The organism is Leifsonia sp. 10N434 (assembly GCF_056394405.1).
The window spans coordinates 1,006,056-1,020,740 of sequence record NZ_JBFTHV010000001.1; the positions used below are offsets into that span (position 1 = coordinate 1,006,056).

Below are 14,685 nucleotides of genomic sequence, written 5' to 3' on the forward strand. Positions count from 1 at the left end.
GCGCCTCGGCGTGATGATCCTCCTCGGAGTGGTCGCCGCCGTCGCCATGGTGCTGATCAGCGTCAACGTCGCGCACGCGTCGCCGCTGCCGATGGTGCCGAGCCCCGTTCCGACGCCGAGCGGCCCCGCCGGCCCCGGCACCGGTGGCACCGGTGGCGTGACCATCGACATCAACGGGCCGAACGGCACGCCGTCGGCCGCCATCCTGACCCTGCTCGGGATCACGCTGCTCTCGGTCGCCCCGGCGCTGCTGCTGATGATGTCGTCGTTCACGAAGATCTTCGTGGTGCTCGCGCTCACCCGCAACGCGCTCGCGCTCCCGTCGATCCCGCCGAACCAGGTGCTCGCGGGCCTCGCCCTGTTCCTGTCGCTGTTCATCATGAGCCCGGTGCTGATCGACATCAACAGCCATGCCGTGCAGCCGTACCTCAACGGTCACATCGACTTCACGGCCGCGGTGAAACTGGCGGAGGCACCGTTGCGCGGTTTCATGCTGGCGCACGTGCGCGAGGAGGACATCGCGCTGATGACCCGCGCCGCTGGGCGCCCCAACCCCGCGACGCCCGCCGCGGTGCCGATGCTCACGCTCATCCCGGCCTTCATGATCTCCGAGCTGCGCGCCGCGTTCATCATCGGCTTCGTGATCTTCGTGCCGTTCCTGGTGATCGACATGGTGGTGTCGGCAGCGCTCATGTCGATGGGCATGATGATGCTCCCGCCGGTGATGATCTCGCTGCCGTTCAAGATCCTGCTGTTCATCCTCGTCGACGGCTGGGGGCTCATCATCACCTCCCTCATCTCGAGTTACAAGGGCGGCGGCTGATGGACGCCAATGCCGTACTCGACATCGCGATGCAGGGGCTCCTGGTCACCGCGAAGCTCGCCGCGCCCATCGTGATCACCGCGCTCGTCGTCGGCTTCGCCATCTCGCTGCTGCAGTCGATCACGCAGATCCAGGAGGTCACGCTCTCGTTCGTCCCGAAGGCGGCGGCCGTCGCGGTGGCGCTGCTGATCTGCGGGCACTGGATGATCTCCGAGATGATCACCTTCACGAACGTGCTGTTCGAGAAGATCCCCTCGCTGCTGGGCGGCGGCTGATGAACATCCCGATCGATCTGGGCACGATCGAGGCGGTCGCGTTGGCGTCGCTGCGGATGATCGCCTTCCTGGTGATCGCCCCGCCGTTCTCGTACAACGGCATCCCGGCGCAGATCAAGGGGATGCTCGCCATCGGCCTCGCGATCGCGGTCGCGCCCAACGTCGCCGCCGGCTACCGCTCCGCCGACACCGGCGCTTTCGTGCTCGACCTCCTCAAGGAGTTGGCGGTCGGCGCCACGCTCGGCTTCCTCGTGTACCTGGTGTTCGCCGCCGTGCAGTCGGCGGGCAACCTCGTCGACCTGTTCGGCGGTTTCCAGCTCGCGCAGGCCTACGACCCGCAGTCGATGGTCAACGGCGCGCAGTTCACCCGGATGTTCCAGATGACCGCCCTCGCCCTGCTGTTCGCCTCCGGCGGCTACCAGCTCATCATCGGCGGCCTGGTGCGCTCGTTCGACGCGATCCCGCTCGCGGCCGGCATCGATCTGGCCGATCCGGTGAAGCAGATGGTGTCGGGAGTCGGCCAGATGTTCCTCGCCGCCGTGCAGATCGCGGGACCGCTCATCGTCGTGCTCTTCCTCGCCGATGTGGGCCTCGGCCTGCTGACCCGCGTCGCGCCCGCGCTCAACGCCTTCTCGCTCGGCTTCCCGCTCAAGATCATGCTCACCGTCGTGCTCTCCGGCGTGCTGTTCGTCGCGCTGCCCGGCGTGGTCGAGGGGCTCACCGGCACGGCGGTCAAGACGATGCTGGGGGTGGGCCGATGAGCGACGCGCAGGAACGCACCGAGCAGGCGACCGATAAACGGATGAAGGAGGCCCGCTCCAAGGGCCGCCTCGGCAAGTCGACCGACCTCACCGCCTGGATCGGCGTCGGCGCCGCAGCGGTGATGCTCCCGGTCACGATCGATCTCGCCAGCCGTGCCGGCGTCGACCAGATGTTCACCGTGACCTCCGTCATCCGCAACCCGGATCCCGCCGTGGCGCTGACCGCGTTCGGCGAGGCCTTCGGCAGCATCATGACCACCATCACCCCGATGCTCGTCGTCACCGCGCTCGCCGTGATCGCGGGCGCGGCGGTGCAGGGCGGTATCCACTTCAAGAAGTTCGAAGGCAAGTACGAGCAGTTCAACGTCGTCACCGGTCTCGGCCGCATCTTCGGGATGCGCGCGCTCTGGGAGGGCGCCAAGACGCTGCTGAAGTCCACCGTGGTCGCCGTCGGCCTGTACCTCGTCGTGCAGGGGCTGATGCCGGTGCTGCTGACCGCCGGCAGCATGTCGCTGAACTCGCTACTCGCCGCGGCATCCGGGGGTGCGGTCGGGCTGATCCAGGCGGCCGTCGGCGCCGGCCTGGTGCTCGCCGGCCTCGACGTGCTCGTGGTGATGCGCCGCAACCGCAAGCAGACGCGCATGACCAAGCGCGAGGTGCGCGACGAGAACAAGAACGCCGAGGGCGACCCGCTCGTGCGGTCGCAGCGCCGCTCCCGGCAGCTGGCGATGAGCCGCAACCGCATGATCGCCGCGATCGGCGGGTCGGATGTCGTGCTCGTCAACCCGACGCACATCGCGGTCGCGATCAAGTACGAGCCGGGCAAGTCGGCGCCGCGCGTCGTCGCGAAGGGTGCTGGCGCGATCGCGCTCCGCATCCGCGAGAAGGCGCAGGAGGAGGGCGTGCCCGTGGTCAAGGACGTTCCGCTCGCCCGCGCTCTGCACGCGAGCTGCCAGCTCGGCGACGAGATCCCGATCGACCTCTACAGTGCGGTGGCCCGCGTGCTCGCCTTCGTCATGTCGCTGAAGGCACGCGGCTCCGCACACGGATTCCACACGATGACGCCCGTTCTGGGAGGACTGCAATGAAATCGACCACCGCGAAGGTCGCCGTTCCCATCGGCGTCGTCGGCATCATCATGCTGCTCGTCGTGCCGGTGCCCGCCTGGCTGCTCGACACGCTCATCATCGTCAACATCATGCTGGCGCTGGTCATCCTGCTCACCACGATGTTCGTCAAGAAGCCGCTCGACTTCTCGGTGTTCCCGTCGCTGCTCCTGGTCGCCACGCTCTTCCGGCTGGGCCTCAACGTGGCCTCGACGCGACTGGTGCTCGGTGACGGCTATGCGGGCCAGGTCATCCAGGCGTTCGGCCACGTCGCGGTCGGTGGTTCGATCATCATCGGCGCAGTGGTGTTCCTCATCCTCATCGTCATCCAGTTCATCGTGGTCACCAAGGGTGCCGAGCGCGTCGCCGAGGTCGGCGCCCGCTTCACCCTCGACGCGATGCCGGGCAAGCAGATGGCGATCGACGCCGACCTCAACGCCGGCCTGATCACCGAGGACCAGGCGCGCACGCGCCGCGCAGAGGTGTCGGCGGAGGCCGACTTCTACGGCGCCATGGACGGCGCGTCGAAGTTCGTGAAGGGCGACGCGATCGCGGGCATCCTGATCATCGTCATCAACGTGGTCGGCGGCATCGCCATCGGGATGATCCAGCGCGGCATGCCGATCGGCGACGCGATCAACTCCTACACGCTGCTCACGATCGGCGACGGCCTGGTCACGCAGATCCCGGCGCTGCTGATGGCGGTGTCGACGGGCATGATCGTCACCCGGTCCAATGCCGAGAGCGACATCGGGACCACCGCGAGCGGCCAGCTGAGCCAGTCGCGCAACGCCCTCACGATCGCCGGATGCGCGGCCATCGTCATGGCCCTGATCCCGGGGATGCCGCCCATCCCGTTCGTGCTGGTCGGTGCGTTCCTCATCCTGGCGGCTCAGCGACTGAAGACGTCGCAGGCGGCCGCGAAGAAGGCGGAGGCCGCCAAGGCCGCGGTGGCGAAGGCCGGCGGCACCGAGACCACGGACGACCTGCTCGAGCAGATGCGCGTGCACGCCCTCGAGATCACGCTCGCCCCCGACCTCGTCGACATCGTGAGCGGCGCCTCCGACGACCTGCTCGCCCGGGTGCGCGCCCTGCGCCGCAAGATCGCGCTCGACCTCGGCATCATCGTCCCACCGGTGCGCACGCGCGACAGCGCCGACCTGCCGCCGTCGACCTACGTGATCAAGATCGCCGGCGTCGAGGCGGGCCGCGGGCAGGCACCGTCGGGTCGGGTGCTCGCGCTCGGCGACAGCCTGGATGCCCTGCCCGGCACCCCGACCGTCGAGCCAGTGTTCGGGCTGGGCGCCAAGTGGATTCCTTCTGAGATGCGGCACAGCGCCGAACTCGGCGGCGCGACCGTGATCGACCGCGTCTCGGTACTGATCACGCACCTGTCGTCGATCATCACCGCGAACGCCGCACGGCTGCTCACCCGCGAGGACGTGCGTCTGCTGACCGAGGGCGTCAAGCAGGTGAACCCCTCGGCGGTCGATGAGCTCGTGCCCAATCTGCTGACGCTCGCCGAGGTGCAGCGCGTGCTGCAGGGGATGCTCGTCGAACAGGTTCCGATCAACGACCTGCCGCGCATCCTGGAGGCGCTCGCGCTGCGGGCGAAGGTCTCGAACGATCCGGAGGGGCTGGTGGAGTCGGCACGGGCGGCGCTGGGCCCCGCGATCGTCGCGCCGCACCTCGACGGCGGCGCGCTGCGGGTGATCATGATCGATCCGGGCCTCGAGCAGGCGATGCTCGAAGGGCTGCGCCCGTCGGAGGTCGGCACGCAGATCGTGCTCGATCCGGTGCGCCTGGAGGCGGTGCTCGGGTCGCTCAAGCAGACCGCGACGATGCTCGACGACGCCGGGGTGAGCGCGATCCTGGTGTGCGCTCCCGCGCTGCGGCCGTCGGTGCGGCGGCTCGTGGCCGGGCAGCTGAGCGGGCTGCCGGTGCTGTCGTACCAGGAGGTCACGGCTGTGCAGGCAGCGATCGAGACGGTGGGGGTGGTCCGCGTTGCGGAACCGATCGCAGCCTGAGTGGCTGAGCGGGACGGATGCGGAAGCCGACGCGGCGGCGCAGGCGGCGGCCGAGTTCGGGTCGATGTCGATCGCGGCGGGCCTGATCGCCGCGGAGTTCGCGGAACCCGACGACGTGCTGCCGGCGGTGTCGACGTCGGGCTCGGCGTTCCAGGCGATCCTCGACGACCTGGTCAAGACGGTCGGCGACGATGAGCTCGCGGCGTCCGTCGCCTCGGGGTCCGTCGCGGCGCAGCCCGATCTCCCCGTGCCTCCCGCGTCCCCCGCGGTCGGCGGCCTCACTCCCGCAGACGAATGGCCGGCGACGGTCGCTGAGCCCGCCCATCCGGTCGCGGTGCCCGCTCCTGCGGTGGCTGCGCCGGCTAGTCCGGTGGCCGCCCCGGCCGCACCTGTCGCGCCGCCGCCCGCTCTGCTCCGCGGCCGCGGCGACCTCACCCTCGTCATCGGACTCGGAACCGACGCGCTCACCGCCGCCCGGATGCTCGCCGAAGCGATCGGCGATGCGGAGGTGCGACCGGGCGGATGCTCGCGCGCCGCGGCACCGCGGGTCGACGACCGGCGCGGCGCCCTCCGCGCACGCGCCGACGGCGTGCGACGCGAACGGCCGATCGTCGCCGCGTTCGGCGTGGCGGGAGGAGCGGAGCAGGTCGCCGGGCTCGCGGAGGCGCTCGCCTCGATCGCCCCCGACCAGGTCTGGGCGGCGGTCGACGTCTCCCGCAAGACCGAGGACACCGCCGCCTGGGTCCGCGCCGTCGACGGCATCCTGGCCGTCGATGCGCTCGTCGTCTCGGGTTCGGCCTTCACCGCGACCCCGTCTTCTGCACGCGGGCTCGGCATCCCGATCGGCTGGCTCGACGGTTCACCCGTCGGCGGTGCGCCGGTCGGGATAGGCTGAGCGAATGCTGGTACTGACGAGGAAACCCGGGGAGCGCGTGCTCATCGGCGACGACATCGTCGTGACGATCCTGGATGCGCGCGGCGACGGCATCCGTATCGGCATCGACGCCCCACGCGGCGTCCGGATCCAGCGCGACGAGGTCATCCGGGCGATCACCGAGGCCAATCAGGAGGCCACCGAGGCGGCCGCCTCGACGGACGACGCCGAAGCGATCATCAAGAAGACGCTCGGTCTCTGATCCGTCGGCCCTGATCTGTCGGTCGCGACCCGTCGGTCGTGCCCGTTCGGCCCGCATTCAGCGTCGGGCAAGTAGTTTACGTATGTGAACGATCTCCGCGCCCTCGACCCCGCCCGCACCGCGCTGCTCCTGATGGACCTGCAGCCCTCCATCCTCGGCCAGCATCCCGACGCCGACGACTTCCTTGCGCAGCTCCTCGCCGTGCGCGACGCGGCCCGCTCGGCCGGCCTGACCGTCGGGTACGTGCACGTCGCACTGACCGCGGAGGAGGCGTCCCTGGTGTCGCCGAACAACATCATGTTCTCGGCCGCGGCCACCTCGGGCCGGATGCTCGCCGCCGACGTCGCCGTGCAGGTGGACCCGCGCATCCAGCCCGCCGACGGCGAGATCGTGGTGCGCAAGTCGCGCGTCGGCGCCTTCAGCACGACCGACCTGCGGGAGCAGCTCGAGTCGCGCGGCATCGACACCGTCGTGCTCACCGGCATCTCGACCAGCGGTGTCGTGCTCTCCACGGTCCGCGACGCGGCCGACCGCGACTTCCGTGTGATCGTGCTCAGCGACGGCGTCTTCGACCGCGACCCCGAGGTGCACCGGGTGCTCACCGAGAAGGTGTTCCCGCGTCAGGCCGAGGTGGTCACGGCCGGCGACTTCGTCGCCGCCCTCGGCTGACCGCGCCGCCCTGCGCCGCCCCGCTGGCCTCGGAGCCCCTCCCCATCCACAGCCACTGAACCTCTGGCGCGCGTGAGTGGTCACTAACTGTCGCGTGCGGCCCCGATCCGGGCCCCGCAGCGACAATTGGTGACCACCCATGCGTTTGAGCTCTGCCGGTGAGCCGGCTGGTCGTCGGCCACTCACGCGCCGACCTCCCCGCGATGCGCCGGCGTCGCGGCAGAATGACCCTATGCGGGCGATCAAGACGGAGCGCGGCCTCGACCGGCTGGTGAACTTCTCCGACGCCACCGTCGCCATCGCGATCACCCTGCTGGTGCTGCCGCTGGTCGACATCGCAGGCGAAATCCAGAACAACAACATGAGCCTCGGCGAGCTCGTCAGCGACAACTGGGGCGCGTTCCTCGGTTTCGGCATCTCGTTCATCGTGATCGGCCGGTTCTGGACCATCCACCACCGCGTCTTCGAGTGGGTGGAGAGCTACTCGCGTCCGTTGATCACCGCGAGCCTGATCTGGCTGGCGGGCATCGTCTTCATCCCGTTCACGACCAATGTGCTCGCCGAGGCGAAGAACGGCCGCGCCGACGTCTACGCGCTCTATGTCGGAACGCTGGTCGTCACCTCCGCGGCGATGTTCTGGATGGAGGTGATCCTCTATCGCGACCCCGACCTCGTGCGCGAGGACGCCCGCGACCAGGTCAACATCGTGCGGGGCTCGACGCCCGTGCTCATCATGCTGGTCTGCTTCGTGCTGGTCGTGGTCGCCCCGGGGATCGGGATGTACTGGCTGCTCCTGCACCTGCTCACCAAGCCGGTCGACCTGCTGTTGGAGCGGGTGTTCCGCGGACGGGGTTCACAGGCGCGCCCGTGAGGGCTACCGTCCGTAACTCAGACAGGCAGGAGATCCGATGCGTCCCAAATTCCTCGTCATCCTCGTGATCGCGGCGCTCGCCTACGTGCTGGGAGCACGCGCGGGTCGCGAACGGTACGACCAGATCGAGAAGGCGGTCACGTCGTTCTGGAACGATCCGACGGTCAAGAAGGCACGCGCCGAGGCGAAGAAGGATGCCGACAAGGCCCGCAAGGCGGTCAAGAAGAAGGCCAAGCAGCTTCGGTGACCTGGCTGCCGCCGCTCCCCGCCGACCCGCCGGTCACCGACGACGAGATGCGGGATGCCGTGGTCGGCGATCTCGTGCAGCTGGCGGTGCCGATCGCCGTCGTCGCCAGTGACCCGGAGTGGTCTGTGCTGTTCGAACGCGAGGCTGCCCGGATCCGGCAGGCGCTCGGGGATCGGGCGCTGGCCGTCGAGCACGTCGGATCGACCTCCGTTCCGGGGCTCGCAGCGAAGCCGATCATCGACATCGACCTCACGGTCGCCGACTCGTCGGACGAGCCCGCGTACGCGCCGGCACTCGAGGCCGCCGGCTACGTCTTGACGGTGCGCGAGCCGCACTGGGAGCAGCACCGGCTGTTCACCGGGCCCGCCAACCCTGTCAACCTGCACGTCTGGTCCGTGGGCGCCGACGAACCGCGCCGCCACATCATCCTGCGCGACTGGCTGCGCAGCAACGATGACGACCGGACGCTCTACGAGGCCGCCAAGCGCGACGCGGCCTCTCGCCACTGGACGTACATGCACGAGTACAACAACGCGAAGTCGCCCGTGATCCGCGCGATCTACCGCCGCGCGCACGACGAGCTCGTGCGACAGGGACTGCCGGATCAGGCCGGGTCGTCGTCCGACTTGGAGTAGTCGGTCTCCGTGTACTCGCCCTGCTCGTCAGAGGCGAGCGTCTCCTCGACGCCGTCCGAGTCGACGTAACTGCCCTCGGTCTCGGTCTCCGGACCGGCGAACTCCTCGGTCTCGGTGTACTGGCCGTGCACCGTGCGCTCCACAGGACCTTCACCGTCGGTTTCGGTGTACGTGCCCTCGAGGTTCTCCCGCTCGTCGCCGGCCTGCTCGTCGAATGCGCTCATCGTGGCTCCTTCCGCCGACATGACCGCTTGACGGCGCTCATCGTCGGCACGCTGTCGTGACGCCGACTCTACGCTTGCGGGCGTAGCACGGCTAGACGGCCGGGCGCACGTTCGTGCAGATCCATCCGGCATCCTGCGTACCCGCGTCCCGTCGCACGCGGGCCTGGTTCAGGGGCTGTGATCTTAAAACCGAGTGATGTAAGGTATTCCGTATCCCGGGACCGTATCGAAGGAGAATCATGGTCGACCGACTGCCGCGCGCATCCGAACTGAACACCGAAGAGAAGGCCGCGCTCACGAGCGGGCTGAGTTTCTGGGAGTCGAAGGGCATCGAACGGGCGGGCATCCCGTCGATCTACCTCACCGACGGACCGCACGGCGTGCGCAAGCAGCGCGAGGGCGGTGACCACCTCGGCATCGGCGACAGCGTTCCGGCCACGTGCTTCCCTCCGGCCGTCGCCCTCGGTTCGTCGTGGGATCCCGAGCTCCTCGAGAGCGTCGGCCGTGCGCTGGGTGCCGAGGCGCAGACCGAGAGGGTCGGGGTTCTGCTCGGACCGGGCATCAACATCAAGCGCTCGCCGCTGTGCGGGCGCAACTTCGAGTACCTCTCCGAAGACCCGATCCTCAGCGGCCGGCTCGGTGCGGCGCTCGTGAACGGCCTGCAGTCGCAGGGTGTCGGCGCCTCGCTCAAGCACTTCGCGGCGAACAACCAGGAGACGGACCGCCTGCGCGTCAGTGCCGACATCGACGAGCGCCCGCTGCGCGAGATCTACCTCCGCGGATTCCAGCACGTCGTCGAGCACGCGCAGCCGTGGACGGTGATGTGCTCCTACAACCGCATCAACGGGGTCTACGCCAGCGAGAACCCGTGGCTGCTGACCAGCGTGCTGCGTGACGAGTGGGGTTTCGACGGTCTCGTCGTCTCCGACTGGGGCGCGGTCAACGACCGGGTCGCGGCGCTCGTGGCCGGCCTGGACCTCGAGATGCCGTCGACCAACGGGGTCACGGATGCCGAGCTGGTGGCCGCCGTGGCGGACGGCTCGCTCGACGAGTCGGTGCTCGACACTGCGGCCGACCGCATGATCGACCTCGTGCAGAAGGTCGTCGACCACCAGGATGCCGATGCTTCCTACGACCAGGATGCGCACCACGCGCTCGCCCGCGAGGTCGCCGCTCGCAGCATCGTGCTCCTCAAGAACGAGGGCGTGCTCCCGCTGCAGCCGGATGCCGCACGCACCATCGCCGTGATCGGCGAGTTCGCCCGCACGCCCCGCTACCAGGGTGCCGGAAGCTCGCAGATCGTCCCGACCCGTTTGGACAACGCGCTCGACGAGATCAGCGCGCTCGCCGGTGAGGCGACCGTGAGCTTCGCGCCGGGGTATGTGCTCGACGACGCGGGCGCGGACGGTGCCGCACCTTCCGCCGAGTCGCTCACCGCCGAGGCGGTGGCGCTGGCTCAGACGGCGGACGACGTGCTCGTCTTCCTCGGGCTGCCCGCCGAAGACGAGTCGGAGGGCTTCGACCGTGAGCACATCGAGCTCCCTGCCGCGCAGACCGCGCTGCTGGAGGCCGTGCTCGGCGCGAGCGACCGCGTAGTGGTCGTGCTGTCCAACGGCGGCGTCGTGCGCCTCTCTGGCTGGGCGGACCGCGCGGCGGCCATCGTGGAGGGCTGGCTGCTCGGACAGGCCGGCGGCGGCGCCGTCGCCGACGTGCTGTTCGGTGCCGTCAACCCGTCCGGCCGGCTGGCGGAGAGCATCCCGCTGCGACTCGAAGACACCCCGGCGTTCCTCAACTTCCCCGGCGAGGCGGGTCACGTGCGCTACGGCGAGGGCCTCTTCGTCGGCTACCGCGACTACGACGCGCGCGATGCCGCGGTGAGCTTCCCGTTCGGTCACGGGCTCTCCTACACGACCTTCGAGTTCTCCGGTCTCGGCGTCACGGGCAGCGACGCGGGCATCGACGTCACGCTCACCGTCTCCAACACCGGCGATCGGGATGGGCGCGAGGTCGTCCAGGTCTACGTGGCCGTTCCCGGGTCGTCGGTGTCGCGCCCCGCGCGCGAGCTCAAGGGGTTCGCCAACGTGGCGGTGGCGGCAGGAGCATCGGAGCACGTGACGATCGCCATCCCGAACGAAGACCTCGCGTACTACGACATCGAGCGTGCGCGCTGGGTCGTCGAAGGCGGCGAGTACGTCGTGAGCGTCGGCTCCTCCTCCCGCGACCTGCGCGCGAGCGCGAGCGCGACCCTCAACGGCGATGCCGGGCTGGCGACCCTGACCGCGGAGTCGACCCTGGGCGAGTGGCTCAAGCACCCCGTCGGCGGTGCGATCCTGTCGGGCGCTCTCGCACAGATGGGCGACAGTGCGATGGCCGGGATGCTCGCCGATCCGTCGCTCATGCGCATGGTCGAGTCGATGCCGCTCAACCGCGTCGCCGCGTTCCCCGGGAGCCCGGTGACGAGCGAGCAGCTCGACCAGCTGGTGGCTGCGGCGAACGGTGCAGCCGTCCCTGCCTGAGCGGTCGCGCGGCCAGAGCCTGGCGGCGTACGCCGTCTGACGGCACACGTGAACCCCCTTGCAGAAGCGAGGGGGTTCGCGTTCGTTGGGGGTATGAGCGATCACAGGAATTCGGAGGACCCGGTCGAGCCGATCACCGGCACCGACCAGACGAACGGCCTCGTCGACGGCCTCGAGGGCGACGACGGCGGCGCCATCGAGCCCACGGCCGATCAGAACGTGATCGGCGACGCCATCCGCGACCTCGACCCCGACGCGGCGCCGAACGAGCACGACGACGGCGAGACCTCGTACAGCGAAGAGGGCCAGCCGTAAGCACGACTGCCCGTACTGTCGCACGTATTCCGATCCGGAAGGAGCATGTCGATGTCAGATACCAGTGGACTGCCGAACGCCGACGGCGAGGGGATCCCCGCCGAAGACCAGCCCGAACGCTTCGAGAACGCCCAGGCGGCTGAGCCGGCGGAGACCGAGCCGGGCCAGTCGGGCGATGACGGCGCGGGCACGCCCTCGAGCGGGGACGCATCCTCGACCGGCGACGCACCCGCGACCGGCACAGCGCCGGAGGGCGCGGAAGACGTCACGGACGCCTCGACCACGGGCGGCGAAGCGGCGGAGCCACCGCCTGCGGACTTCGACCCGGCTCAGCAGCCGTCGAATCCCGACCTGGTCAAGAACACAGAACCACCGGACTGATCCCCTCTCCGGTGCGACCCCATCCCGTCATCCCCGGGGTGGGGTCTTCTTCGTGTTCGGGAGTCCGGTAGGCAGCCGCGGGCTCACGGGTACGGGCCCACGGGTGCGGGCTCACGGATGCGGCGCGCGCGCGCCGAGCATCCACGCCGCTCCGACCGCGACGCCGAGCAAGCAGAGGGACACGCCCGTCAGCAGCACTGCCGGCCCGCTGCCGGCGCGCGGCAGGATGAGTCCGGCGACGAAGGTGAGAGCGCCCACGTTGATGAGCACGGCGGCAATCCACCCCAAAGCCGTCCTCAGCGTCGGTCTCACGTTCCGTATCGTAACCGCCGGGCGGCGCTTATCGATCCTTATCGATCAGCTCGAGCAGATTCTTCGCGGCCTTCGCGATGTCGTCGTGGTCGTTCTGCGCGGCACGGCTCTCCAGCGAGATCACCGCGCAGCGATGGACCTTGCTGAAGTCGCCGAACGGAAAGCTGTAGCGGCCCTTCGTCTCGGCGTTCTTCTCCGTGTCGGTGCCGAGGAACCACTCGCCGTATTCGCCGTAGCCGTGCTTCTCGATGTACGCGTTCTCGTCATCCGTGCTGGGCGCATCCTCGCTCCAGGCGTCGCGTTCGTCGCGCACGACCTTCCCTTGCTCCACCAGGCGCCGCGCGTGCGTCAGAGCCGTGCGATTGAGGGAGACCGTCATGCCTCACCCTGATTTCCCGTGGACGCGGTCTCGGGTTCGAGCGCCTCGTTGATGAGGGAGGCCACGAGCATCTTCCAATCGGAGCCCTCGTGAAGCGTCTCCGTGAAGCCGGTCGGCACGGCTCCGAAGACCGGCTCGTGCTCCTCGCCCTCGACGGAGACGCGGATGAGCGTTCCGAGCTCGGCATGCGACTCGTCGAGCACGACCCACCGGCCGGGGGCCTGTTTCTCGACGTGGAAGATGCGCCCCCGATACGGATAGCGGACGCTGGACATTTCGAGTTCACTGGCGGACATTGCTGACCCCTCTCGTCGGATGCCTCAGGCAGCATCCAACGCCCCCTGGGCCCGCGGCGCAAGGGTCAAATGCGCGCGGGTCGGCCCGCGCGCTAACGTGCTCACATGGTCACCCCTGAGGTACGCAACATCGACGACGCCCTCGCACGGATCGCGGAGCCGTGGCAGCCGCACCGGCTCGCGAGCATCAACGACTACGACGTGAAGGTGGTGCGGCTGCTCGGCGAGTTCGTCTGGCACAGTCATCCGGAGACGGATGAGCTGTTCCTGGTGCTCTCCGGCCGGCTCACGATCCAGTTGCGCGACCGCGACGTCGAGCTCGGCCCGAACGACGTGTTCGTCGTGCCGCGCGGGGTCGAGCACTGTCCGAAGACGGATGGCGAGGTCACTGCGATGCTGATCGAGCCGCAGGGCACCGTGAACACGGGGGACGCGCCCGGCGAACGCACGTCGCCGCTGCGCGAGCTCGGGTAGGGCGAGGTCGGGCCGGGCTCGGGTCGGGCTGGGCTCGGCCGAACGGGGATTGACCGGATGCAGGGCCCGGGGTTGCATGGCCCCATGCTGATGCGAACGGTGCGCTTCGCTCTCGTCGCCGCCCTCGCGGTGGCCGGCCTCACCGCCTGCGAGACGGTCGCGCCGCCCACGAGCGACACGACGGCCGCCGCGCTGATCGACGTGGTCGGGAAGCCCTCCGACCTGGCGGCGAAGCTGCTGCGCGGGGCCGACTACCGGGTAGTGGTGCACAACGCGGAAGGGGACGCGGTCGCGCTTTCCCCGAAACGCCTCGTCACCGCGCAGAACCCGGTGGGCGGCACGAAGCTGAACCCCGGCCGCACCGTCATCATCACCGTCGGCGACTGAGGCTCCGCTGAGCACTCCGACGTGCGTCGAATGTCCTGTTCGGCCCGACGTTCGACGCGACATTCGGCACAACTCGAGGCGGGCGGGGTCAGAGGCCGCCGGTGACCCGGATGGTGGTGCCGGTCGCGTACGACGCGTCGTCCGAGAGCAGCCACGCGACGGCGCCCGCGATCTCGTCGGGCTGTCCGCCGCGACCCAGCGGGACCGTCGGGGCCACGACCTCCGGCCTGTCGGGTTCGGGGTGGAACCCGGTGTAGATCGTGCCGGGAGCGACGCCGTTCACCCGGATGCCCAGCCGGGCGACCTCCTTCGAGAGTCCGACGGTCACGGCATCCACCCCTGCCTTCGCCGCCGCGTAGTGCACGTAGCGGTCGGGGCTGCCGAGGTATGCGGACGCCGACGAGATGTTGACGATCGACCCGCCGCCGGTCGTGCTCATCGCGCGGATCGCGTGCTTGGCGCAGATCAGCACTCCGACGAGGTCGACGTCGATGTCCCGTCGCACGGCGGCGATGTCCGCGTCGGCGAGCGGGCCGAATGCGCTCGCGGATCCGGCGTTGTTGACCAGCCCGGTCACGGGGCCGAAGCCGGCTGAGGCCACTGCGGCGAACAGTGCTTCGACCTGGGACTCGTCGGTCGTGTCGAGCTCGACGGTCAGCGCGCGTCTGCCCGCGCTGCGCACCTCGGCGGCCACCTCGTCGGCGGCGTCTGCATCGGTGCGATAGCCGACGACGATGTCGTGTCCGTCGGCGGCGAGACGCCGGCAGATCGCGGCGCCGATTCCCCGGCTCCCGCCGGTCACGATCGTCAGGGGCATGCCATCACCCTACGACGCCCGCGCGCCTTCTTAA

General features: G+C 69.5%; 21 protein-coding genes. 16 read left to right on the forward strand and 5 right to left on the reverse strand.

Annotation, left to right across the window (positions count from 1 at the left end):
- The first annotated feature begins 13 nt into the window (after positions 1-13).
- The 11 genes from fliP to AC1DB1_RS04940 all read left to right on the forward strand — a co-directional run bounded on the left by fliP (position 14) and on the right by AC1DB1_RS04940 (position 8,550).
- Complete coding sequence (gene fliP, locus AC1DB1_RS04890) at positions 14-823, forward strand: flagellar type III secretion system pore protein FliP (protein WP_477200083.1); 810 nt, start codon at positions 14-16, stop codon at positions 821-823.
- The gene (gene fliQ / locus AC1DB1_RS04895) at positions 823-1,098 is read left to right on the forward strand and encodes a flagellar biosynthesis protein FliQ (RefSeq protein WP_271177607.1); all 276 of its coding nucleotides are present in this window, start codon (positions 823-825) and stop codon (positions 1,096-1,098) included. The genes fliP and fliQ overlap by 1 nt, the downstream gene beginning before the upstream one ends.
- The gene (locus AC1DB1_RS04900; RefSeq protein WP_477199961.1) at positions 1,098-1,859 is read left to right on the forward strand and encodes a flagellar biosynthetic protein FliR; all 762 of its coding nucleotides are present in this window, start codon (positions 1,098-1,100) and stop codon (positions 1,857-1,859) included. Before fliQ ends, AC1DB1_RS04900 begins: the two co-directional genes overlap by 1 nt.
- Positions 1,856-2,947: an EscU/YscU/HrcU family type III secretion system export apparatus switch protein gene (locus AC1DB1_RS04905; RefSeq protein ID WP_271177605.1), complete on the forward strand. Its 1,092-nt coding sequence runs from the start codon at positions 1,856-1,858 to the stop codon at positions 2,945-2,947. Before AC1DB1_RS04900 ends, AC1DB1_RS04905 begins: the two co-directional genes overlap by 4 nt.
- Entirely contained in the window at positions 2,944-4,992 is a 2,049-nt protein-coding gene (locus tag AC1DB1_RS04910) for a flagellar biosynthesis protein FlhA (RefSeq protein ID WP_477199962.1), read from the forward strand. Before AC1DB1_RS04905 ends, AC1DB1_RS04910 begins: the two co-directional genes overlap by 4 nt.
- The gene (locus tag AC1DB1_RS04915) at positions 4,970-5,887 is read left to right on the forward strand and encodes a hypothetical protein (RefSeq protein WP_477199963.1); all 918 of its coding nucleotides are present in this window, start codon (positions 4,970-4,972) and stop codon (positions 5,885-5,887) included. Before AC1DB1_RS04910 ends, AC1DB1_RS04915 begins: the two co-directional genes overlap by 23 nt.
- Positions 5,888-5,891: 4 nt before the next feature.
- Positions 5,892-6,128 (forward strand): carbon storage regulator CsrA, encoded by a 237-nt coding sequence (csrA, locus tag AC1DB1_RS04920; RefSeq protein WP_271177602.1) that lies wholly within the window; start codon positions 5,892-5,894, stop codon positions 6,126-6,128.
- An 84-nt stretch (positions 6,129-6,212) separates the two neighbouring features.
- Entirely contained in the window at positions 6,213-6,797 is a 585-nt protein-coding gene (locus AC1DB1_RS04925) for a cysteine hydrolase family protein (RefSeq protein ID WP_477199964.1), read from the forward strand.
- A 232-nt stretch (positions 6,798-7,029) separates the two neighbouring features.
- On the forward strand, positions 7,030-7,668 hold the full coding sequence (locus tag AC1DB1_RS04930) for a TMEM175 family protein (RefSeq protein ID WP_477199965.1): 639 nt from the start codon (positions 7,030-7,032) through the stop codon (positions 7,666-7,668).
- Positions 7,669-7,705: 37 nt separating this feature from the next.
- Positions 7,706-7,915, forward strand: coding sequence for a hypothetical protein (locus tag AC1DB1_RS04935; protein WP_271177599.1), 210 nt, complete (start codon positions 7,706-7,708; stop codon positions 7,913-7,915).
- Positions 7,912-8,550: a GrpB family protein gene (locus AC1DB1_RS04940; protein WP_477199966.1), complete on the forward strand. Its 639-nt coding sequence runs from the start codon at positions 7,912-7,914 to the stop codon at positions 8,548-8,550. The genes AC1DB1_RS04935 and AC1DB1_RS04940 overlap by 4 nt, the downstream gene beginning before the upstream one ends.
- On the opposite strand, the gene AC1DB1_RS04945 is transcribed toward AC1DB1_RS04940, so the two are convergent.
- Positions 8,520-8,774, reverse strand: a complete 255-nt coding sequence (locus AC1DB1_RS04945) for a hypothetical protein (RefSeq protein WP_271177597.1) — start codon at positions 8,772-8,774, stop codon at positions 8,520-8,522. The genes AC1DB1_RS04940 and AC1DB1_RS04945 overlap by 31 nt on opposite strands.
- Positions 8,775-9,013: 239 nt before the next feature.
- On the opposite strand from AC1DB1_RS04945, the gene AC1DB1_RS04950 reads away from it, so the two are divergent.
- From AC1DB1_RS04950 to AC1DB1_RS04960, 3 genes are all read left to right on the forward strand, one after another.
- Positions 9,014-11,290 (forward strand): glycoside hydrolase family 3 C-terminal domain-containing protein, encoded by a 2,277-nt coding sequence (locus tag AC1DB1_RS04950; protein WP_477199967.1) that lies wholly within the window; start codon positions 9,014-9,016, stop codon positions 11,288-11,290.
- Between the two features lie 93 nt (positions 11,291-11,383).
- On the forward strand, positions 11,384-11,605 hold the full coding sequence (locus tag AC1DB1_RS04955) for a hypothetical protein (RefSeq protein ID WP_477199968.1): 222 nt from the start codon (positions 11,384-11,386) through the stop codon (positions 11,603-11,605).
- 51 nt (positions 11,606-11,656) lie between these two features.
- Positions 11,657-11,986: a hypothetical protein gene (locus tag AC1DB1_RS04960; protein WP_477199969.1), complete on the forward strand. Its 330-nt coding sequence runs from the start codon at positions 11,657-11,659 to the stop codon at positions 11,984-11,986.
- 111 nt (positions 11,987-12,097) lie between these two features.
- Here AC1DB1_RS04960 and AC1DB1_RS04965 read toward each other — a convergent pair whose 3' ends face one another.
- The 3 genes from AC1DB1_RS04965 to AC1DB1_RS04975 are packed head-to-tail and all read right to left on the reverse strand — an operon-like array spanning position 12,098 to position 12,973.
- Complete coding sequence (locus AC1DB1_RS04965) at positions 12,098-12,298, reverse strand: hypothetical protein (protein ID WP_477199970.1); 201 nt, start codon at positions 12,296-12,298, stop codon at positions 12,098-12,100.
- Positions 12,299-12,326: 28 nt separating this feature from the next.
- Complete coding sequence (locus tag AC1DB1_RS04970) at positions 12,327-12,677, reverse strand: hypothetical protein (protein ID WP_271177592.1); 351 nt, start codon at positions 12,675-12,677, stop codon at positions 12,327-12,329.
- Positions 12,674-12,973 carry a hypothetical protein gene (locus AC1DB1_RS04975; protein ID WP_271177591.1) on the reverse strand — a complete coding sequence of 100 codons (300 nt, stop codon included), beginning with the start codon at positions 12,971-12,973 and terminating at the stop codon, positions 12,674-12,676. The genes AC1DB1_RS04970 and AC1DB1_RS04975 overlap by 4 nt, the downstream gene beginning before the upstream one ends.
- A gap of 105 nt (positions 12,974-13,078) precedes the next feature.
- On the opposite strand from AC1DB1_RS04975, the gene AC1DB1_RS04980 reads away from it, so the two are divergent.
- Positions 13,079-13,447, forward strand: coding sequence for a cupin domain-containing protein (locus tag AC1DB1_RS04980; RefSeq protein ID WP_477199971.1), 369 nt, complete (start codon positions 13,079-13,081; stop codon positions 13,445-13,447).
- Between the two features lie 84 nt (positions 13,448-13,531).
- Complete coding sequence (locus AC1DB1_RS04985; RefSeq protein WP_477199972.1) at positions 13,532-13,834, forward strand: PASTA domain-containing protein; 303 nt, start codon at positions 13,532-13,534, stop codon at positions 13,832-13,834.
- 88 nt (positions 13,835-13,922) lie between these two features.
- On the opposite strand, the gene AC1DB1_RS04990 is transcribed toward AC1DB1_RS04985, so the two are convergent.
- A complete protein-coding gene (locus AC1DB1_RS04990) occupies positions 13,923-14,651 on the reverse strand; it encodes an SDR family NAD(P)-dependent oxidoreductase (RefSeq protein WP_477199973.1) in 729 nt (242 codons plus the stop codon).
- Positions 14,652-14,685: the final 34 nt, after the last annotated feature.